The organism is Streptomyces lusitanus, assembly GCF_042647945.1.
In the GTDB taxonomy this organism is placed as follows: domain Bacteria; phylum Actinomycetota; class Actinomycetes; order Streptomycetales; family Streptomycetaceae; genus Streptomyces; species Streptomyces pseudogriseolus.
The window spans coordinates 519979-539949 of sequence record NZ_JBHRWL010000007.1; the positions used below are offsets into that span (position 1 = coordinate 519979).

At 73.0% G+C, this 19971-nt stretch carries 16 protein-coding genes; 10 read left to right on the top strand and 6 right to left on the bottom strand.

Annotated elements, in window-relative coordinates; all coding sequences use genetic code 11:
* The first annotated feature begins 19 nt into the window (after positions 1 to 19).
* Genes ACFOSY_RS14215 through ACFOSY_RS14225 form a run of 3 tightly spaced genes read left to right on the top strand, consistent with a single transcriptional unit; the run spans position 20 to position 4205 of the window.
* Positions 20 to 820, top strand: coding sequence for a sugar phosphate isomerase/epimerase family protein (locus ACFOSY_RS14215; protein WP_394307143.1), 801 nt, complete (start codon positions 20 to 22; stop codon positions 818 to 820).
* On the top strand, positions 817 to 2298 hold the full coding sequence (locus ACFOSY_RS14220; protein WP_394307144.1) for an MGH1-like glycoside hydrolase domain-containing protein: 1482 nt from the start codon (positions 817 to 819) through the stop codon (positions 2296 to 2298). Before ACFOSY_RS14215 ends, ACFOSY_RS14220 begins: the two co-directional genes overlap by 4 nt.
* Positions 2295 to 4205: an amylo-alpha-1,6-glucosidase gene (locus ACFOSY_RS14225; protein ID WP_394307145.1), complete on the top strand. Its 1911-nt coding sequence runs from the start codon at positions 2295 to 2297 to the stop codon at positions 4203 to 4205. Before ACFOSY_RS14220 ends, ACFOSY_RS14225 begins: the two co-directional genes overlap by 4 nt.
* Positions 4206 to 4251: 46 nt before the next feature.
* Here the strand turns inward: ACFOSY_RS14225 and ACFOSY_RS14230 are convergent, their stop codons facing one another.
* Positions 4252 to 4725 carry a carboxymuconolactone decarboxylase family protein gene (locus ACFOSY_RS14230; RefSeq protein ID WP_394307146.1) on the bottom strand — a complete coding sequence of 158 codons (474 nt, stop codon included), beginning with the start codon at positions 4723 to 4725 and terminating at the stop codon, positions 4252 to 4254.
* Between the two features lie 183 nt (positions 4726 to 4908).
* On the opposite strand from ACFOSY_RS14230, the gene ACFOSY_RS14235 reads away from it, so the two are divergent.
* The 6 genes from ACFOSY_RS14235 (at position 4909) to ACFOSY_RS14260 (ending at position 13623) form a co-directional block, all read left to right on the top strand.
* Positions 4909 to 5139, top strand: a complete 231-nt coding sequence (locus ACFOSY_RS14235) for a hypothetical protein (protein ID WP_394307147.1) — start codon at positions 4909 to 4911, stop codon at positions 5137 to 5139.
* 337 nt (positions 5140 to 5476) lie between these two features.
* The gene (locus ACFOSY_RS14240) at positions 5477 to 7753 is read left to right on the top strand and encodes a catalase (RefSeq protein ID WP_394307148.1); all 2277 of its coding nucleotides are present in this window, start codon (positions 5477 to 5479) and stop codon (positions 7751 to 7753) included.
* Positions 7754 to 8460: 707 nt separating this feature from the next.
* Positions 8461 to 9651: a spore photoproduct lyase family protein gene (locus ACFOSY_RS14245; RefSeq protein WP_394307149.1), complete on the top strand. Its 1191-nt coding sequence runs from the start codon at positions 8461 to 8463 to the stop codon at positions 9649 to 9651.
* Between the two features lie 66 nt (positions 9652 to 9717).
* Positions 9718 to 10572, top strand: a complete 855-nt coding sequence (locus ACFOSY_RS14250; protein WP_394307150.1) for an ABC transporter ATP-binding protein — start codon at positions 9718 to 9720, stop codon at positions 10570 to 10572.
* Entirely contained in the window at positions 10569 to 11549 is a 981-nt protein-coding gene (locus tag ACFOSY_RS14255; protein WP_394307151.1) for an ABC transporter substrate-binding protein, read from the top strand. Before ACFOSY_RS14250 ends, ACFOSY_RS14255 begins: the two co-directional genes overlap by 4 nt.
* A 4-nt stretch (positions 11550 to 11553) precedes the next feature.
* Positions 11554 to 13623, top strand: coding sequence for an iron ABC transporter permease (locus ACFOSY_RS14260; RefSeq protein ID WP_394307152.1), 2070 nt, complete (start codon positions 11554 to 11556; stop codon positions 13621 to 13623).
* Positions 13624 to 13708: 85 nt separating this feature from the next.
* On the opposite strand, the gene ACFOSY_RS14265 is transcribed toward ACFOSY_RS14260, so the two are convergent.
* Positions 13709 to 14161: a phospholipase gene (locus ACFOSY_RS14265; protein ID WP_394307153.1), complete on the bottom strand. Its 453-nt coding sequence runs from the start codon at positions 14159 to 14161 to the stop codon at positions 13709 to 13711.
* 188 nt (positions 14162 to 14349) lie between these two features.
* Between ACFOSY_RS14265 and ACFOSY_RS14270 the strand changes: the two genes are divergently transcribed.
* Positions 14350 to 15369: a LacI family DNA-binding transcriptional regulator gene (locus ACFOSY_RS14270; RefSeq protein WP_394307154.1), complete on the top strand. Its 1020-nt coding sequence runs from the start codon at positions 14350 to 14352 to the stop codon at positions 15367 to 15369.
* A gap of 63 nt (positions 15370 to 15432) precedes the next feature.
* On the opposite strand, the gene ACFOSY_RS14275 is transcribed toward ACFOSY_RS14270, so the two are convergent.
* From ACFOSY_RS14275 to ACFOSY_RS14290, 4 genes are all read right to left on the bottom strand, one after another.
* Complete coding sequence (locus ACFOSY_RS14275; RefSeq protein WP_394307155.1) at positions 15433 to 16293, bottom strand: carbohydrate ABC transporter permease; 861 nt, start codon at positions 16291 to 16293, stop codon at positions 15433 to 15435.
* Positions 16283 to 17248 (bottom strand): carbohydrate ABC transporter permease, encoded by a 966-nt coding sequence (locus ACFOSY_RS14280; protein ID WP_394307156.1) that lies wholly within the window; start codon positions 17246 to 17248, stop codon positions 16283 to 16285. The genes ACFOSY_RS14275 and ACFOSY_RS14280 overlap by 11 nt, the downstream gene beginning before the upstream one ends.
* Positions 17245 to 18522 (bottom strand): ABC transporter substrate-binding protein, encoded by a 1278-nt coding sequence (locus ACFOSY_RS14285; protein WP_394307157.1) that lies wholly within the window; start codon positions 18520 to 18522, stop codon positions 17245 to 17247. The genes ACFOSY_RS14280 and ACFOSY_RS14285 overlap by 4 nt, the downstream gene beginning before the upstream one ends.
* Before the next feature lie 273 nt (positions 18523 to 18795).
* Positions 18796 to 19842 carry a glycoside hydrolase family 172 protein gene (locus ACFOSY_RS14290; RefSeq protein WP_394307158.1) on the bottom strand — a complete coding sequence of 349 codons (1047 nt, stop codon included), beginning with the start codon at positions 19840 to 19842 and terminating at the stop codon, positions 18796 to 18798.
* Positions 19843 to 19971 lie beyond the last annotated feature (129 nt).

Here is a 19971-nt window from a genome sequence, read left to right on the forward strand (position 1 = left end):
AGCCCGAAAGGCCCCCCACATGCTCAAGACCGCCGTACAGGAGCAACTCCTGCCCGGAGACACCCTCCAGGCCAAATGGGAGTTCGCCCAGCAGGCCGGCTACGACGCGATCGAACTGCGCGGCAAGGGCGACCTGCACTTCGCCTCCCGCCGCGACGCACTGAGGCAGGCCCACAAGGACGGCGTCGTCATGCCGACCGTGTGCGTCGACATGCTCCACTTCATCGGAGCGTTCGACGAGGACCTGCGCCGCGACGCCCTCACCCAGATGAAGTCCCAGCTCACCGTCATCGCCGAGATCGGGGGCACCGGCGCGCAGACCCCCGCCTCCTACGGCATGTTCTCCCGCCGCCTGCCGCCCTTCGAACCCCCGCGCAGCGAGGCCGAGGACCGCGAGATCCTCCTCGCCGGACTGACCGAACTCGGCGAGCACGCGCGCCGGGAAGGTGTCACGCTCTTCCTCGAACCGCTCAACCGCTACGAGGACCACATGGTCAACCGCCTCGACCAGGCCGCCGACCTGATCCGCGCCACCGGGCTCGACTCGGTCCGGATCGGCATCGACAGCTACCACATGAACATCGAGGAGTCCGACCCCGCCGCCGCGATCCTCGCCCACGCCGACCTCATCGGCCACGCACAGGTGTCCGACTCCAACCGCTTCCAGCCCGGCGCCGGCCACCTCGACTGGCGCGCCTGGCTGACGGCCCTGCACACCATCGGCTACGACGGCCACCTGGCCCTGGAATGCCGGCTCACCGGCGACCCCGTGGACGCCGTCCGCTCCGTCCCCGCGTTCCTGAAGAGGTCCGGCGCGTGAAGACCCTCCTCGACCGGCAGACCCCCCTCGGCCGGCCCGCGCCCACCGCGCCCGCAGACCACCTGACACTGCGGCGCGGTGCGGCGCGGGTCCTCCTCGGCAACTGGACCGGCACCTCCACCGTCCCCTCCCGCACGCTCTACCCCCACCAGTGGAGCTGGGACTCGGCGTTCGTCGCGATCGGCCTGCGCCACCTCTCCGTGCGCCGCGCCCAGCAGGAACTCGAGTCCCTGCTCGCGGGCCAGTGGGCCGACGGACGCCTCCCGCACATCGTCTTCAACCCCGAGATCCCGTACGGCGCCTACTTCCCGAGCCCCGACTTCTGGCAGTCCTCCCGGGCGGGACGCGCCGTCGGCGCCCCCGCCGCGCCCGAGACCTCCGGCATCGTGCAGCCCCCGGTGCACGCCCTCGCCGCCTGGCTGGTGCACTGCGCGGACCCTGCCGAGTCCGCCCGGCGCGGCTTCCTCGCCCGGGTGCTGCCCCGCCTCACCGCCTGGCACGACTACCTCCTGGCCCGCCGTGACCTCGGCGGCGGGGGACTGGCGGCCGTCGTCCACCCGTGGGAACCCGGCATGGACAACAGCCCCGCCTGGGACCGCGCCCTCGCCCGCGTCGAACCGGCCGCCGGCGCCTTCCGCCGCGCCGACCTCGACCACGGCGACCCCGCCGACCGGCCCACCGACCTGGACTACGGCCGCTACGTGCGGCTCGCCTCCACCTACCGCGAGGCCGGCTACGACGACCGGGCCACCGGCCACCGATTCGCCCTGGAGGACCCCGGCTTCAACGCCCTCCTGGTCACCGGCGAACTCGCCCTCGCGCGGATGGCGGACCACCTCGGACGAGACGGCGCCCGCCACAGCGAGCGCGCCGCCGAGCTGACCCGCCGGCTGGTGGACCGCCTGTGGGACGACACCGCCGGCGTCTTCCGCGCCCGCGACCTCGCCGACGACACCCTCGTCGACCACCGCGGCGTCGCCGGACTCCTCCCGCTCGTCGTCCCCGGACTGCCCGCCGACATCGTCCGCGCCCTGACGGACACCCTGGACGGCCCGCACTTCCACGCCCCGGCCACCGGTCTCGTCCCCAGCGACGACCTCACCGGGGCGACCTTCCACCCCACGCGCTACTGGCGCGGCCCCGCCTGGTTCAACACCGCCTGGCTCGTCGAACGAGGGCTGCGCACCCACGGCCGCCACGCACGCGCCCGCACCCTGCGCGAGGCCCTGGTCAGGGAGGCCGGACGCACCGGCTTCGCCGAGTACGTCGACCCGCTGACCGGCGAGGGCCGCGGCGCCCGCCAGTTCTCCTGGACGGCCGCCCTGGCCCTGGACCTCCTGCACACCGACGGCCACCCGGACGCGCCGGCCACCGGCCCCGACGCGGTCCTGCCGCTCACCGGCCCCGATACAGCCCTGCCGCTCACCGGCTCCGACACCGCCCTGGCGCCCACCGACCAAGAGGAGTACGCCCGATGACCGGCATCACCGGGCACGTGCAGCTCGTGCGCGACGGCACGCTCGCCCGGCTGGGCCCGGCCGGCGACATCGACGGCGTCGGCGGCACCGCGCCGGACGGACTGTTCGCGCACGACGCCCGCCACCTCAGCCGCTGGCAGCTCCGCGTCGCCGGGGCCGCGCCCGTCACACTCCGGCCCGCCGAGGAGGACCCCGCGGGCGCCTCCTCCGTCAGCGTCCTCACACCTCCCGGCACCCGCGAGGCGCCCCCCGCCTACACGGTGTTCCGCGACCAGAGCGTGACCGGCGGCGCCCTCACCGAGCGCCTGACCTTCGTCAGCAACCTCCCCGAGCCGGTGACCGCCGAGCTGGAGCTCACCGCCGACGCCGACTTCGCCGACCTCTTCGCACTCCGCGCCGACCGGCGGACGTACGAGCGGCCGGACACCGAGCACACCGCCCGGCCGGTACAGGGAGGCGTACGGTTCGAGCACCGCAGGGACGAGTGGCACGCCCGGACCGTCGTGGAGTGCGCCCCCGCCCCCGACTCCGTACGCGAGACCCCGGACGGCGGCACCGCCCGCACCCTGCGCTGGCGGCTCGCCCTGGAGCCGCACGGCCGGGCCGAGCTGCGCCTGATCGTCCACGCCCGCCCGCACGCACCGCTCCCGCCCGTGCCCCGCCCGGCGGGACGGACCAGGCGGGCACTGCCGCCCGGCGCGTCCGACCTGGACCGCGCTTTCGATCAGGGCATGACGGACCTCGACCTGCTCACCGTCCACGCCACCGGCGTCGACGGCGAGGACCTTGCCGTCCCCGCGGCCGGCAGCCCCTGGTTCCTCACCCTGTTCGGCCGGGACTCCCTCCTCACTTCACTCTTCCTGCTGCCCCACCTGCCGGGGACCGCGGCCGCCACGCTCGGCGCGCTCGCCGCCACCCAGGGGCAGACCTACGACGCGTTCCGCGGCGAACAGCCCGGCCGCATCGTGCACGAGGTCCGCAAGGGCGAACTCGCCCACTTCCGGCAGATCCCGTACGGCCGCTACTACGGCACCGTCGACGCCACGCCCCTGTTCCTGGTCCTGCTGCACGCCCACCACGAGGCCACCGGCGACCGCACGCTCGCCGAGCGCCTGGAGCAGCACGCCCGCCGCGCCGTCGACTGGATGCTCACCGACGGCGGACTCGAGGAGCGCGGCTACCTCGTGTACACCCCGGACCCCGGCGGCCTGGTCAACCAGAACTGGAAGGACTCCCCGGGCTCCATGTGCTTCGCCGACGGCACCCCCGCCGAAGGCCCCCTCGCCGTCAGCGAGGTCCAGGGCTACGCCTACGACGCGCTGCTGCGCACCGCCCGGCTCGCCAGGGACGTCTGGGACGACCACGCCTACGCCCGCCGCCTCGACGACCTCGCGGCCGGACTGCGCGAACGCTTCCTGCGGGACTTCTGGATGCCGGAGGCCGCCTTCCCCGCGCTCGCCCTGGACGGCGCGGGCCGGCAGGCCGACGCCCTGGCCTCCGACGCGGGCCATCTGCTGTGGTCGGGCATCCTCGACGACGAACGGGCCTGCGTCACGGGGCGGCGGCTGCTGCGGCCGGACTTCTTCTCCGGCTGGGCCGTCCGTACCCTCGCGAGCGGACAGGCGCCCTACCACCCGCTGTCGTACCACCGCGGCAGCGTCTGGCCGCACGACAACGCCCTGATCGCGCTGGGCCTCGCCCGGTACGGCCTCGGCGACGAGGTGCGCGCCCTCGCCGACGGGCTCGCCGCGGCAGCCGCCCGCAGCGGACACCGGCTGCCCGAGGTGTTCGCCGGCTACGACCGCCGGGACGCCCCGGCCCCGGTGCCCTACCCGCACTCCTGCTCGCCGCAGGCGTGGGCGGCGGCGACCCCGGCGGCCCTGCGCACCGCGCTCGCCCAGGTGTAGCGAAAGGGGCCCCTCTCGCCGAGAGGGGCCCCGCCGGGGGAGAGGATCAGCCGAACTGGCCGGGCTGGTAGTCGCCCGCGGGCTGCTGGTTGATGACGTTGATGCGGTTGTAGGCGTTGATGATCGCGATCAGCGAGATCAGCGCGGCGAGCTGGTCCTCGTCGTAGTGCTTCGCGGCATTGGCCCACGCCTCGTCGGTGACCCCGCCGGCCGCGTCCGCGATCCGGGTGCCCTGCTCGGCCAGTTCGAGCGCGGCGCGCTCCGCCTCGGTGAAGACGGTGGCCTCGCGCCAGGCGGCGACCAGGTTGAGCCGCAGCTGGGTCTCGCCCGCCGCCGCGGCGTCCTTGGTGTGCATGTCGGTGCAGAAGCCGCAGCCGTTGATCTGGCTGGCGCGGATCTTCACCAGCTCCTGGGTGGCGTGCGGCAGACCGGAGTCGCCCGCCGCCTTGCCCGCCGAGTTGATGTGCCGCAGCACCTTGCCGGCGACGGGGTTGGCGAAGAAGTCGATACGCGCGTTCATGTGCTCTCCAGGGTCGGTCCGTCGATACGGTGTCGCTTCACTGACGGAACGGCCCCGCGATGTGTGACAGCTCTGCTCGTGTGACCTACGTCTCATCGCCCCGTGGCCCCGTACGGCACGGCGTCCGCCGGGCACCGGACCTGCCGATAACCTTTCCGGGTGGACGGGGAGCGGGGGTGCCGGGTGGGCGAGCGTCGGGAACGCGACTGGACGGCGATGACGCCCGGGGACTTCGACCGCGAGGCCCCGCTCTGCCTCAACGTGGGCACCGGCCCCGTCGTCGTCCCCGCCGAACCCGACGAGTACGGCACCGAGCCGCTCTTCGGCGACGAGGTCCCGCAGCGCCGCCCCGCCCCGCGCGGCACCCCGCGCAGGACCGCCGCCCCCGACGCACAGCAGGGGATGCTCTTCTGACCCCGGACCCGCCCCCGCACCGCGCCTGAGGCGCGGCGGCGTGAAATCGACGCGCCCTGAAACCCGTGTGCCTTGGAACCGGTCAGCGGGGTACGCGGCGGGGGCGGTCGGATCACCGGGAGGGAAGGTGCGCGGGAACCCGCACGGCGTGACGCGAGGGCCGGGGGCCGAGGTCACTCCATCGGCGGGCGTCCCCTGCGCGGCACGACGAGCCGTGAGACGTTGACGGAGGTCGACGTCCCTTGCGCACCATGCGTCCCGAGGTCACCCGCAGTCGGCACAGAAGGCAGCACGGCCACCCCGTCGTGGCCGGTCCGAAGCGGAGGAGCATTCATCCATGAGCGAGGCCAATCCCGTACGGCGTGTCGCCAAGAAGGTCGCCGAGACCCTCCAGGGCGGCACCTCGGCCCCCGCCGACGGCATTCCCGGCCGCCCGGCCCCCGAACCGCCCACCGTGGAGCGGCCGGTGGAGCCGCGTGAGCCGCTGCCGCCCAAGCCCGACCAGAGCGGCCCCGACACCGTCTCGCCCACCGGCTCCCCCACGGGCGCGGACCAGGCGCGCATGGCCCAGTCCGGCGCCCATCTGACGAACGCCCAGGGCACCCGGCTCCCCGACACCGACCACTCGCTCAAGGCGGGCCCGCGCGGCCCGGTCCTGCTCCAGGACCACCATCTGCGCGAGAAGATCATGCACTTCGACCACGAGCGCATCCCCGAGCGCGTGGTCCACGCGCGCGGCGCCGGCGCGCACGGCGTCTTCCAGAGCTACGGCACGGCCGCCTCGGTGACCAAGGCCGGGTTCCTCGCCCCGGACGTCGAGACACCGGTCTTCGTCCGCTTCTCCACGGTCGTCGGCTCCCGCGGCTCCGCCGACACCGTGCGCGACACCCGCGGCTTCGCGACGAAGTTCTACACCAGCGAGGGCGTCTTCGACCTGGTCGGCAACAACATCCCGGTCTTCTTCATCCAGGACGCCATCAAGTTCCCCGACGTCGTCCACGCCGCAAAACCGCACCCCGACCGGGAGATCCCGCAGGCCCAGAGCGCCCACGACACCTTCTGGGACTTCGTCTCCCTGCACACCGAGGCCACCCACCACACGATCTTCTTCATGGGCGACCGCGGCATCCCGCGCTCCTACCGCATGATGGAGGGCTTCGGCGTCCACACCTTCCGGCTGGTCGACGCCGAGGGCGGCACCACGCTGGTGAAGTTCCACTGGAAGCCCAAGCTGGGCGTGCACTCCCTGGTGTGGGACGAGGCGCAGCTCATCAACGGCAACGACCCCGACTTCCACCGCCGGGACCTCGCCGACGCCATCGAGGCGGGCGCCTACCCGCAGTGGGAGCTGGGCATCCAGACCTTCCCCGACACCCCCGACCAGACCTTCGAGGGCATCGACCTGCTGGACCCGACGAACATCGTGCCGGAGGAGCTCGCCCCGGTGCAGCCCGTCGGGCTGATGACGCTCAACCGCAACCCGTCGAACTTCTTCGCGGAGACGGAGCAGGTCGCCTTCCACGTCGGCCACCTCGTGCCCGGCATCGACGTCACCGACGACCCGCTGCTCGCGGGCCGGCTGTTCTCCTACCTCGACACCCAGATCACCCGGCTCGGCGGCCCCAACTTCCCGCAGCTGCCCATCAACCGGCCGCACGCGCCCGTCAACGACATGCTGCGTGACGGCATGCACCAGACCGCCGTGCACCGGGGTGTCGCCCCGTACCAGCCCAACTCGCTCGACGGCGGCTGCCCGTTCACCGCGGGCGCGGACATGGGCGCCTTCGTCGAGACGCCGGTGACCGTCCCCGAGGGGCGCAAGGTGCGCGAGGCGCCTGAGTCGTTCTCCGACCACTTCAGCCAGCCGCGCCGCTTCTGGCTCTCCATGAGCCCGGTGGAGCGCGAGCACATCATCGGCGCGTACGTCTTCGAACTGGGCAAGTGCTACGAGGAGGCCATCCGCGTACGCACCCTCCAGGTGCTGGCCAACATCGACCCCGAGCTGTGCTCCCGCGTCGCCGACGGCCTCGGCCTGCCCGCGCCGGAGCCGACGGTGCCGCTCGCCGACGTCGAGCCGAGCCCGGCGCTGTCCCAGATCGGCGGGACCTGGCCGGTCGACGGCCGCGTCATCGGCATCCTCACCGGCCCCGACGGCGACCTGGAAGGGGTGCACGCGGTGCGGGACGCCGTGCTGGAGGCGGGCATGGTCCCGCTGGTCGTCGCACCGACCGGCGGCACGGTGGGGGAGGGCGAGCGGGCCCTGACCGCGCAGCGCAGCCACGTCACGGCGCGGTCGATCGAGTTCGACGCGGTGCTGGTCGCCGGGCCGCCGGCGGCGGGTCCGGACGCGCCCGGGGCGACGGACGGCAAGGGAGCCCCGGGCGCCCCGCCGGCCGCCCCGGACCCCCGGGTCACCCAGCTCCTCCAGGAGGTGTTCCGCCACGGCAAGGCGATCGCCGCGTGGGCGGGCGGCGAGGCGGCGCTCGAGGCGGCGGGGGTGCCGGCGGTCGCGGCTGGGGTGGTGGTGACGGACTCCGGCCCGTCGGCCCTGACGCGGGTACGCGAGCTGCTGGCCTCCCACAGGGTGTGGGAACGCTTCACGGCGGGCGCCTGAGTTCCGCCTACGGTCCGGGGGCGGACGGCACACCGGCGAGTGCGGGCCGGTGGGGCCCGCTCGCGCAGTTCCCCGCGCCCCTGAAGGGCGTCCCGCCCCCGCCGACACCCAGAACCGCACCCCGCCCGCACCCGCACGGGGCGCTGGCGCCCCCTTTGGGGGCGCGGGGAACTGCGCGCTCAGCCCCCACGGACCCGCACCCGCACGAGGCGCTGGCGCCCCTTTGGGGGCGCGGGGAACTGCGCGCTCAGCCCCCACGGACCCGCACCCGCATGGGGCGCTGGCGCCCCTTTGGGGGCGCGGGGAACTGCGCGCTCAGCCCTCACGGACCCGCACCCGTCCGGGGCGCTGGCGCCCCTTTGGGGGCGCGGGGAACTGCGCGCTCAGCCCCATGGACCCGCACCCGTCCGGGGCGCTGGCGCCCCCCTAGGGGCGCGGGGAACTGCGCGCTCAGCCCTCACAGACCCGCACCCGCACGGGGCGCTGGCGCCCCCCTAGGGGCGCGGGGAACTGCGCGATCAGCCCCTACCGACCCGCACCCGCGGACAACGCTCGAGCCCCGAGCTGGAAGGCGTACGGGGCGCCGGCGCCCACCCGCACCCCGCCCGTCCCCGGCGGACACAGCCGTACAGTGGAACGACGGCCGTATCCGCCGGGCGCGGGCACCCGCACCACCCCCCTCCACCGCACCGGGAACCCCGATTCACATGCGCCACCCACCCTCCCCCACACCCTCCCCCCACGGCTCGCAAGAGCCCCTCTTCGGCATCGACGACCTCCCCCGCCCCGCCGAGCCGGTGCAACCAACCCCCTCCTCCCCCTTCCGCGACTCCCCCCAGGCGCACCGCCTCCTCGCCGTCAAGGAGATCCACGCCGAACCGGCCGCCGCCGCATCCCCCCGCGGCCGCGAGATCCTCGCCCGCTTCCCCGAGGCCCGCCTCGTCGAGGTCCCCTCCCACTGGCGCATCCCCGACCTGCACGGCAACGAGGGCAGCGCCGACCGCTGGATGCGGATCAAGCGCGAAGCCCTCGTCCTCGGCGTGCGGAAGAAGCTCACCACCCGCCCCAACGGCCGCTCCGCGGACTGGATCGCCCCCGGCCCCTCCAACGGCTGCGCCCTGTCCTGTGTGTACTGCTACGTGCCCCGCCGCAAGGGCTTCGCCAACCCGATCACCCTGTTCACCAACATCGACGCGATCGTCGCCCACCTGGGCCGTCACGTCGCCGCGCAGGGCCCGAAGACGGAGCCGAACCAGTGCGACCCCGAGGCGTGGGTGTACGACGTCGGGGAGAACGGCGACTGCTCGGTCGACGCGCTGATCTGCGACAACACCGCCGACCTGATCCGCGCCTTCCGCGACTGGCCCACCGCGAAGGCGTCGTTCGCCACCAAGTTCGTCAACCCGGACCTGCTGGACCTTGACCCGCGCGGCCGGACGCGCATCCGTTTCTCGGTGATGCCGGCCGACGACTCCCGCCTGCTGGACCTGCGCACCAGCCCGGTGGACCGGCGGATCGCCGCCGCCGCGGACTTCCTCGACGCGGGCTACGAGGTGCACTTCAACCTGTCGCCCGTCGTCGTCCGCCCCGGCTGGCAGGACGCGTGGGACGAGCTGCTGCGGCACATGGACGACGTACTCCCGGAGCGGGTCAAGCGCCAGGCGCTGGCCGAGGTCATCATGCTCACCCACAACGCGGACCTGCACGAGGTCAACCTCCGCTGGCACCCGCGCGGCGAGGACGTGCTGTGGCAGCCCGCCCTCCAGGAGACCAAGCGCTCCCAGAACGGCGCGCTCAACCTCCGCTACCACGGGGGCGTCAAACGCCAGGCTCTCGCGGAGCTCCGCGAGCTCATCGCGCGCCGCACCCCGTGGCTGGGCGTGCGCTACGCGTTCTGAGCCCCGCCGCCCCCACCCGCCTCACCCCCTGTCAAGACGAATTAAGGCTAGGCTAACCTTGCCTGCGTGATTCCAGGTGAAGAGGCGTCCCCGCTCCCGCGCGGGCATGAACTGGCGGCCACCGGCGTGACCGTGGCGTACGACGGCACGGACGTCGTGCACGACGCGGAGCTGACGCTGCGCCCCGGCGAGGTGACCGCCCTCGTCGGACCCAACGGCAGCGGCAAGTCGACCCTGCTGCGCACCGTCGCCCGGCTCCAGCGGCCCCGGCACGCCGCCCTCACGCTCGACGCCGCCACCGACGCGCTCGCGCTCGGACCGCGCGAGTTCGCCCGCCATGTCGCCCTGCTGCTGCAGAGCCGGCCCACGCCGAGCGGCCTGAGCGTGCGCGACGTCGTGGAGTTCGGCCGCTACCCGCACCGCGGACGCTGGGGCGGCACCGACCCGGGCGGCCGGGCCGCCGTCGACCGCGCCCTCGCCCTGACCGGCGTCACCGACCTCGCCGACCGCGGCGCCGAACACCTCTCCGGCGGACAGCTCCAGCGCGTCTGGCTGGCCGGCTGCCTCGCCCAGGAGACCGGCGTCCTGCTCCTCGACGAGCCCACCACCTACCTCGACCTGCGCTACCAGGTCGAACTCCTCGACCTCGTCCGCGATCTGGCGGACGGCCAGGGCATCGCCGTCGGGGTCGTGCTGCACGACCTCGACCAGGCGGCAGCCGTCGCCGACCGCGTCGTGCTCCTGTCCGACGGACGCGTCGTCGCCGAGGGAACACCCGAGGACGTCCTCACCCCCGAGCGGCTGACCGAGGTCTACGGCATCCGCATCGAGGTCGACACCGACCCCCTCACCGGCCGGCTGCGCACCCGAGCCATCGGCCGTCACCACACCAGAAGCGAAAGGGTTCGCACCACCTCATGAGACGCCTCCTGCGCACCGCGCCCCTGGCCGCCGCCGCTGCCCTGCTGCTCGCCGCCTGCGGCACCACCGAACCCGCGGCCGACGAGAACCCGAAGGCGTCGGCCGAGCCCATCACCCTCACCGACGCGTCCGGCGCGAAGGTGGAACTCGACGGCCCCGCCCAGAAGGTCGTCGGCACCGAGTGGAACGTCGTCGAGCACCTCCTCTCGCTCGGCGTCGAGCCGGTCGGCGTCGCCGACGTCAAGGGCTACAAGACCTGGGACAGCGCCGTACCGCTCACCAACGACGCCAAGGACATCGGCACCCGCGGCGAGCCCAGCACGGACACCATCGCCGCGCTGAACCCCGACCTCATCGTCGCCACCACCGACCTCCAGCCGAACGCCGTCAAGCAGCTGCGGAAGATCGCCCCGGTGCTCGAGGTGAAGTCCGCGGACGCCTCCGACCCGGTCGGGCAGATGCTGGAGAACCTCGACCTCATCGCGAAGGCCACCGGCACCACCGAGCGGGCCGCCACGCTGAAGAAGGACTTCGACGCCAAGCTCGCCGAGGGCGCCAAGGCCCTCGAGGACGCGGGCCTCAAGGGCGCCGGGATCGCCTTCGCCGACGGCTACGTCGTCTCCAACCAGGTCTCCCTGCGCCCCTACACCTCCGGCTCGCTCATCGGCGGCGTCAACGAGCGGCTCGGCCTGAAGAACGCCTGGAAGCTGAAGGGCGACGAGGCGTACGGCCTCGCCGCCACCGACGTGGAGGGCCTCACCTCCCTGGGCAAGGTGCAGTTCGTCTACATCGGCAACGAACAGGACGCCTCCAGCGACCCGTTCGGCAAGGAGCTGAAGAACAACTCCGTCTGGACGTCGCTGCCGTTCGTCAAGTCCGGCGACGTGCACCGGCTGGACGACGGCATCTGGATGTTCGGCGGCACCGGCTCGATGGAGCGCTACGTCGACGCCCTCGTCGCGGCGCTGACGAAGTAGCGCGATGGCCGTCACCGCCACCTCTCCCACCGTCCGCCCGGAGTCGGCCGCGCCGTCCCGGGCGGGCGCGGCCGCGGTGACGACCGCGCTCGTGCTCCTGGTCGCCGCCCTCGCCGTCGTCGACATCACCCAGGGCACGGCCGCGGTCGGCCCGGCCGAGGTCCTCAAGGCCCTCACCGGCAGGGCCGACCCGGCCGACGCGTCCGTCGTCGTCGCCTCACGGCTGCCGCGCATGGCCGCGGGCCTGCTCGTGGGCGCCGCCCTCGGCATCGCGGGCCTCGCCCTCCAGGCCGTCAGCCGTAACGTGCTGGCGTCCCCGGACACCCTGGCCGTCAACGCCGGCTCCTACTTCGCGCTCGGCGTCGTCGCCGTCACCGGCCTGTCGCTGCCGCTGCTCGCCTCCTCGGCCGTCGCCTTCGCGGGGGGACTCGCCGCGGCGGCCGTCGTCCTCGGCCTGTCCGGGCTCGGCGCGGGCACCGTACGGCTCGTGCTGGCCGGCACCGCGCTCGCGCTCGGCCTGACCGCCGTCACCGAAGGGCTGCTCCTGCTGTGGCCGCAGGAGACCGAGGGCCTCTACCAGTGGAACCAGGGCAGCATCGGCCAGAACGGCTTCGACGGCGTGCTCCAGATGCTGCCCGTGGCCGTCGTCGGACTCGCCGGGCTGCTTCTCGTCGCGCGCCGGGTGGACGCGCTGGCGCTCGGCGACGACACCGCGCGCGGCCTCGGCGTGCCGGTGCGGGCCACCCGCGTCACGGCCGTCGTGCTGGCGACGCTGCTGTCCGCCGCGGCCGTCACCCTCGCCGGCCCGATCGGCTTCGTCGGCCTGTGCGCCCCGGCGCTGGCCCGCCCTCTCGCCCGCCGGTTCCGCGGCCTGCGCCGGCTGCGCGCCGGCGCGGCGGTCGCCGGGCTCGTCGGCGCCGCGCTGGTGCTCGGCGCGGACGTGCTGCTGCGCGCGCTGATCGACGCCGACACCGCCGTCGCGGTGCCCACCGGCGTGGTCACCAGCCTCGTGGGGGCGGCGTTCCTGGTGGTGACGGCGGCCCGGCTGCGCGACACCGGTGGCGCCGCCGAGGCCGACAAGCTGACCATCCGCAGCCGCACCGCCTTCCTCGTTACGCTCACGGCGCTGGTGCTCGCCCTGGCCGGCGTCGCCGTCGCGGGGCTGCTGCTCGGCGACCACAAGCTGCTGCTGGGCGACGTGGCCAACTGGGCGCAGGGCCGGGCCGGGCGGACCGTCTCCTTCGTCCTGGACACCCGCACCCCGCGGGTGCTCGCCGCGCTCCTCGCCGGCGCGGCCCTCGCGCTGGCCGGCACGCTCGTCCAGGCCGTCACCCGCAACCCGCTCGCGGAGCCTTCGGTCCTCGGCGTCTCCGGCGGCGGCGCGCTCGGCGCGGTCCTCCTGGTGACCACCGTCCCGACGGCCGGGGGATGGAGCGTCTCCGCGGCGGCCTTCGCGGGATCGGCGCTCACCGCCGTGCTCGTGTTCGGGCTCGCGGCGCGCGGAGGTTTCCGGCAGAACCGGCTGGTGCTCGTCGGCATCGGCGTGGCGTCCGGGACGACCGCGGTGATCAGCCTGCTGATCGTGCTCACCGACCCGTTCAACGCCACCAAGGCGCTCACCTGGCTGTCGGGCTCCACCTACGGCCGCGGTCTGCCCGACGTGCTGCCCCTCGCGGCGGTGCTCGCCGTCGGCGTGGCGGTGGCGGGCGTACGGCACCGGGAACTGGACCTCGTCTCCCTGGACGAGGACACGCCCCGGCTGCTGGGCCTCGGCCTGGCGCGCAGCCGGCTCGGCTTCCTGGTGCTGAGCGTCCTGCTCACCGCGACCGCCGTGGCCGCCGCGGGCACCATCGGCTTCGTCGGCCTGGTGGCCCCGCACGCCGCGCGCGCCCTGGTGGGCCGGCGGCACACCAGGGTGCTGCCGGTCGCGGTGCTGCTGGGCGCCGTGCTCGTGTGCACGGCGGACCTGCTGGGCCGCACCGTCATCGCCCCGGCGCAGCTGGGGGCCGGCCTGATGACGGCGGTGATCGGGACGCCGTACTTCCTGCACGTGCTGGTGCGCGCCCGCCGCTGACGGGCGCGAGGAGGTCATCACGGGCCTCGCGGCGGGGAGTCGTCCTCCCGGCCGCGAGGCCCGCGCCGTCCCGTCGGCGGGACGGTCAGCCGAAGGCCTTGACGGCCTGGTAGTAGGTCCACGCGGTGCTGTTGCAGGCGGTCTTGGTCGCGCCGCCGTAGCCGTTGCACACGCGTTTGAGGTCCTCGTAGAAGGCGCTGTCGATCCGTGACTTGTTGGCGCTGAAGGAGCCGGCGGCCTTGTAGTTGCGGTAGCCGAAGTCGTGCCGGGCGCAGGCGCTGGAGAACGGGAAGCCGAAGGGGTTGTCGGGGGAGGAGGAGCAGTAGTCGGTGGACCAGTCGAACTGGTACGCGGCCCAGGCGCCCTGGTTGGCGCGGGCGGCGGCCCACTGGTTGTAGCTCGACGCGCTGGTCTGGGTCCAACTGGCGAGGACCTGCGGCTTGTCGGCGGGGGCCGCGTCGGCGGCGGTGGCCGTGCCGAGGACGCCGACGAGGGCGAGGGCCGGGGTGGCGAGTGCGGCGGCGAGTCTTCGGTGCATCCCACACCTCCATGAGACTGCGGCCCGACCACCGGACCGCAGGTTCATGACAATTTCTTCCCGTCCCAAGGGTCGGTTTACACCGCAACTACATGAACTCCTGTCGACGAAAGCCCCTGGTAGAGGGATGAAATCCATTTCAGGCGCAGGATAGGGTGGAGTCCTCACGGTGAAAGGGGCGTACACAGGTGGTGACGATCCAGGACGTGGCCCGCGCCGCGGGCGTGTCCCCGGCCACGGTCTCGCGCGTGTTCAACGGCGGCAACGTCACGGCGGCGCGCGCCCGGTCCGTGCGGGAGGCCGCCGCGGAGCTCGGGTTCGCGCCCAACCGGGTCGCCCGCTCGCTGCGCAAACAGCGCTCCAGCGTGATCGCCCTGATCATCCCGGACATCGAGAACCCGTTCTTCACCTCGCTGGCCCGCGGGGTCGAGGACGCCGCGCAGCGCACCAGCCTGTCGGTCGTCCTGTGCAACTCCGACGAGGACACCGAGAAGGAACGGCGCTACCTCGAGGTCGCCCTCGGCGAGCAGATGGCGGGCGTGATCGTGGCGGCGTCGTCCCGGGAGGAGACCGACCTCGGGCCGCTGGCCGCCCGCGGGGTGCCCGTGGTCGCCGTCGACCGGCGGCCCCGCGACGCCGAGGTGGACGCGGTCAGCGTGGACGACCGGCACGGCGCCGAGACCGCCACCCGCCATCTGCTCCAGGCCGGTTACCGCAGGATCGCCTGCATCACCGGCCCCGCGGGCGCCTCGACCTCCGAGGAGCGGCTGGCCGGCTACCACGCCGCCCTGGACTCCGCCCGCGAGGAGGGAGCGGCCGGCGGCGGGCCGTACGTCCGCCACGCCGACTTCCGGGTCGACGGCGGCCGGGACGCGATGCGCGAGCTGCTGGCCCTGCCCGAACCGCCGGACGCGGTGTTCGTCGCCAACAACCTCATGACCGTCGGCGTCCTGGACGCCCTCGGGGAGGTCGGCCGCACACCCCCGCGCACCGGCGTCCTGTCCTTCGGCGACGTCCCGTGGGCCTCCCTGGTCAGGCCCTCCCTGACCGCCGTCGAGCTGCCCTCCTACGAACTGGGCCGCACGGCGGCCGACCTGCTGCTCCAGCGCATCGAGGGCAACACCTCCCCGCACCGCACGGTGGTCCTGCGCACCACTCTCCAGATCCGCGAGAGCACCGCCGGGCCGCGCGCCGCCGCCCGGCCCTGAACCGACGACGAGCGGCGCCGCCCCGGCCTCAGGCCGGGGCGGCGCCGCTCGCGTGTGCCGGGACTACTTGAGCCCGGACGTCTTGACCGACTCCACGATCTGCCGCTGGAAGGCGAAGAACAGCAGCAGCATCGGCAGCGCGGCCACCGTGGACGCCGCCAGGATGTAGTTCCAGTTGGAGGAGTACTGCGTCTGGAACGAGGCGATGCCGAGCTGCACCACCGTCAGGTCCTGGTCGTTGGTGACGACCAGCGGCCAGACGAACGCGTTCCAGTTGGCGAGGAAGAAGAAGATCGCCAGCGCCGACAGGATCGGCCGCGACAGCGGCAGGACGATGTTCCAGTAGACCCGCCAGTGACCGCAGCCGTCCACGATTGCCGCCTCCTCCAGCTCCTTGGGCAGCCCCAGGTAGAACTGGCGCAGCAGGAAGATGCCGAAGGCGTTGAAGATCGCCGGGACGATCAGGCCGGCGTAGCTGTCCAGCAGCCCCAGCTCACGGGCGACCAGGAACAGCGGGATCAGCACCACCGGCGCGGTCACCAGCAGGGTCGCGAAGATCGCCCCGAACAGCTTCTCCCGCCCCGGGAAACGCAGCCGGGCCAGCGCGTACGCCGCCATCGAGTGGAAGAACAGCGCCGCGACCGTGATCACCGCCGAGACGAAGAAGCTGTTCCACAGGTAGCGGGCGAACGGCACCTCCGTGAAGACGTACACGAAGTTGTCGAAGGTGAACTCGCGCGGGATCAGGTTCCCGTCGGTGACCGTGGACCGCGTCTTGAAGGACGACGAGACCATCCACAGCACCGGCAGGACGCTGATCACCGACACGGCGACCGCCAGCACCGTCAGCGCCGCGCGGGACGACGGCCGTCCGCTCCGGCCGGCCGCGCCGCCGGTCCGTGTCGTCAGGGTGTCACTCGCCATCGTCGAACCTCCCGCCCCGGGTGAACTTGAAGATGACCGCGGAGACGACGACCATGATCAGCACCAGGAACGAGCCCATGGCCGACGCGTAGCCGTACTCACCGAAGCCGAAGGCCTGCTGGTAGATGTAGAAGATCGCCAGCGACGTGCCGTTGGCGGGACCGCCGTTGGTGAGGACGAAGATCAGGTCCAGGCCCCCGGTGATGGCGGCCACCGTCGACATCAGCAGCACGAAGAAGCTGGTGGGGCGCAGCAGCGGCCAGGTGATGGCGCGGAACGTGGTCCACGGTCCCGAGCCGTCCAGCTTCGCGGCCTCGTAGTACTCCTTGGGGATCTCCTGGAGACCCGCCAGGAAGATGATCATGTAGTAGCCCATCATCACCCACACCATGACGGCGATGACGCAGCCGAGGGCGAGGGACGGGCTGCCGAGCCAGGACTCGCCGTCGAGGCCGGCCGCCCGCATGGCCCGGTTGACCGCGCCGGTCTGCTCGTCGAGCAGGAACTTCCACAGCACGCCCACCACCACCAGGCTGATGACGTACGGCATGAAGAGCACCGTGCGGTAGACGCCCATGCCGGGCAGCTTCTGCTTGACCAGCAGTCCCAGCGCCAGGCTCACGCAGAACAGCACGGGGACGAGGATCACCACGTACAGGCCGGTGATCTTCATGGAGTCCCAGAAGAGCGGGTCGTGCAGCATCCGCTCGTAGTTGCCGAGCCCGATCCACTTGTAGCTGCCGAAGCCGCTGACCTGGAAGAAGCTCAGGACGACGGACAGCACCATCGGCACGGCGACGAACACCAGCAGCCCGAGGACGTCGGGGGCGAGGAACAGGCCGGCGGCCAGCCACTCGCGGTGCCTGCGGCTCAGGCGCCGTCCCGGCGAGGCGGCGGGCGCCTTCGCCGGGGCCGTGGCGGCGGAGTGCCGGTCCTGTGCGGCGACGCTGCTCATATCAGGCTCGCCCCCTCGTAGCTCTTGGTGTAGGCCTCGATGGACCGGGCCGCCCGCTCGGCGGCGCCGTCGACGCCCTGACCGGCCAGCATGGTCCCCTGGATGGCGTCGGAGATCGCCTTGTAGACGACCGGGGGATAGCGCGGCTCCGCGCGGCCGCCCGGGAAGATCTCGTCCTTGAACTGCTTCATGACCTCGGAGTCGTAGCCGCCCTTGGCCGCCCCCCGCTCCAGGGCCGTGGCGCGCGGCGCCACGTCCGACTTGGCGCCGGTGCACCAGTCGACCATCCGGTTGACGGAGTCGTCCTTCATGGACCCCAGCGCCCAGACGCAGAACTCCGCCGCCGCCTCGGGGTCGCGCCCCTGGGCGTTGGCGCAGAACGACCAGCCGCCCAGCGTGGTGACGTACTCGCCGCCGTCGGGGACGGGCAGCTTGAACACGCCGTACTCGTAGTCGGGTGCGAACGCCTTGAAGCTGGACACCTGCCAGATGCCCTGCTGCCACATGCCGACGTTCCCGGCCTTGAAACCGCCGATCACGTCGCCGGCGGCGGGCAGGGTGCGGGGCGTGATGCCGTGCCGCACCGCGTCCTGCCAGAACGCCAGCGCCTGCCGGGTGGCCCTGGAGTCGAAGGCGACGCCGCCCCGCTCGTCGAGGACGTCGCCGCCGCCCTGCCACATCCACGGGTACCAGGTGAAGTTCTGGTAGTAGCCCGGGTTGGTCTCGAAGACCAGGCCGGCCGTGGTCCTCGACCGCAGCTTGTCGCCGATGTCGAGCATCTGGTCCCAGGTGGTGGGGATGTCCGCCTCGGACAGTCCGGCCTTCTCCCAGAGGCTGCGGGAGTAGAACATGGCCAGCGGCTCGATCTCCATGGGGAGCGCGTAGACCTTGCCGTCGACCTTGCGGCTGTCCAGGGCGGAGCCGAAGTCGTCGACGGCCGCCTGCTCCATGTACGGAGTGAGGTCCGCCAGGACGCCGCCGTTGTAGTAGCGCAGGAAGTCGCCGGGGGAGAGCAGGAAGATGTCGGGGCCCTCGCCGGTGGCGAAGGCGGACGGCAGCTTGAACCCGTTCAGATAGGTGGGCTGCGGCAGATGGACGAGCTCGATCTGCCGTTTGTGGGTGGCGTTCCACCGGTCGACCATGTCGACGAACCACTTGGACTGCGCGTTGATCGCCGGGTCGGGCGAGCGCTGGGGTCCGTAGAAGTTCCAGAACTGGAGTGTGCCTCCCTTCGCCTGTGCGGTGCCGCAACCGGTGAGCAGCGCGGGGGACACCGCCGCGGCTCCCGCACCCGCCAGGGCGGTGAGGACGCGGGCGGCGCGGGACGCCGGGGGACGTGGCCGGGTGCCCGGCTTCGTTGCCGTGCTGGAGCATGCGTGCGCTCCTGTCGGAGTGGGATGGGGCCGTGTGAGAAGGAGCGGAGCCTGGGGGGCGGGCCGCGGCCGGCCGGCCCTCGTGTGCGGAGGGCCGGCGCGCCCGGCGGACGGCTGCGCGATGACCGGCGTGCGACGCCGGTGGTCCGTGGGCGACGTGCCGTACGACGACGGTCAGTCGACTTCGAGGGTGAGCAGGTCCGGCGTGGCCGGGAGGGACGCGGAGCTGGGGGCGTCCAGGTAGAACAGCGAGGTGGAGGCGATGTCGTCGCTGGTGTGCCGGTAGCGGTGCGGCAGCCCGTTGCCCTGGCCGGGGCCGATGCCGAGGCTCTGCACGGTGACGCGCAGGTCCTCGGCGAAGTGGATCGGGTCCAGGACGTGCCAGCGGTACATCCCGAACCGCTGCTGGCTGCGGTACAGCCCGTCGGGGCGCAGGATCTGGTTCAGGCCCAGGTACGGCGTGGTGTACGCGGTGTAGCCCTGGCCGGGGACGTCGAAGTTCCAGGCGCCGCCGAAGTAGTCCTCCGTGCCGGTGCCGCAGAGGGTCGGGAACTCGTCGTCGCCGTCGAGGTAGAACTTCAGCTCGCCCTCGCCCCACCAGCCCGGGCTGTTCACCCCCCAGGCCATGTACGTGCCGACGTAGCTGCCCGAGCCGGTGACGCCGTCGAGCAGCGTGTGCACCTGACCGAAGGGCACCGGGTGGCTGCGCCGCCACTGGGCGTGGAAGTACGTCGCGTCGTCGGCGACCTCGTCGAGCTCGTAGTCCACCTGGTAGTAGAGGGTGACCTTCTCCGCCGTCAGGTTCTCCAGCGTGATGCGCGCCTTGCGGCGGAACGGCATCGGCCAGTACGCGTTGAAGCCGCCGTTGGGGTTGGCGGCGACCGGCACGGACGACACCTGGCTGAAGACGTTCCAGCCGTTGCAGAAGAAGTCGCCGAGCGGCACCTCGACCGCCGGGGTCTCCTCGCCCTCCCAGTACATCCGCAGCAGGGTGCCGCGCCAGGCGGAGTGCGGGTCGGTGGTGCACCACAGATGGCGGATCGTGCCGGGACCCTCGATGTCCGCGAGCACCGCCGTCCCGCCGGCGGCGATGTCGATGCTGGGGGAGATCTTCCAGCCCGGTCCCAGCCGGCTCGCCGCCACGGCCCCGGTGCCCTCGGTGGCGCGGCCGCCGCCGGACTTGGCGCCGGTGAAGTTCTCGGCGCTGATGGAACGGCTCACGGCGCGCGTCCTGCGTGCGAGGCCGTCGAGTCCACAGGTCGTCATCGTGGTGTGCCTTCAGTGGTGAGGGGTGGTGCGTCGCCGGACCGGCGGTCGTGAGCACCTCTGAAATCCATTTCACCGAAACGT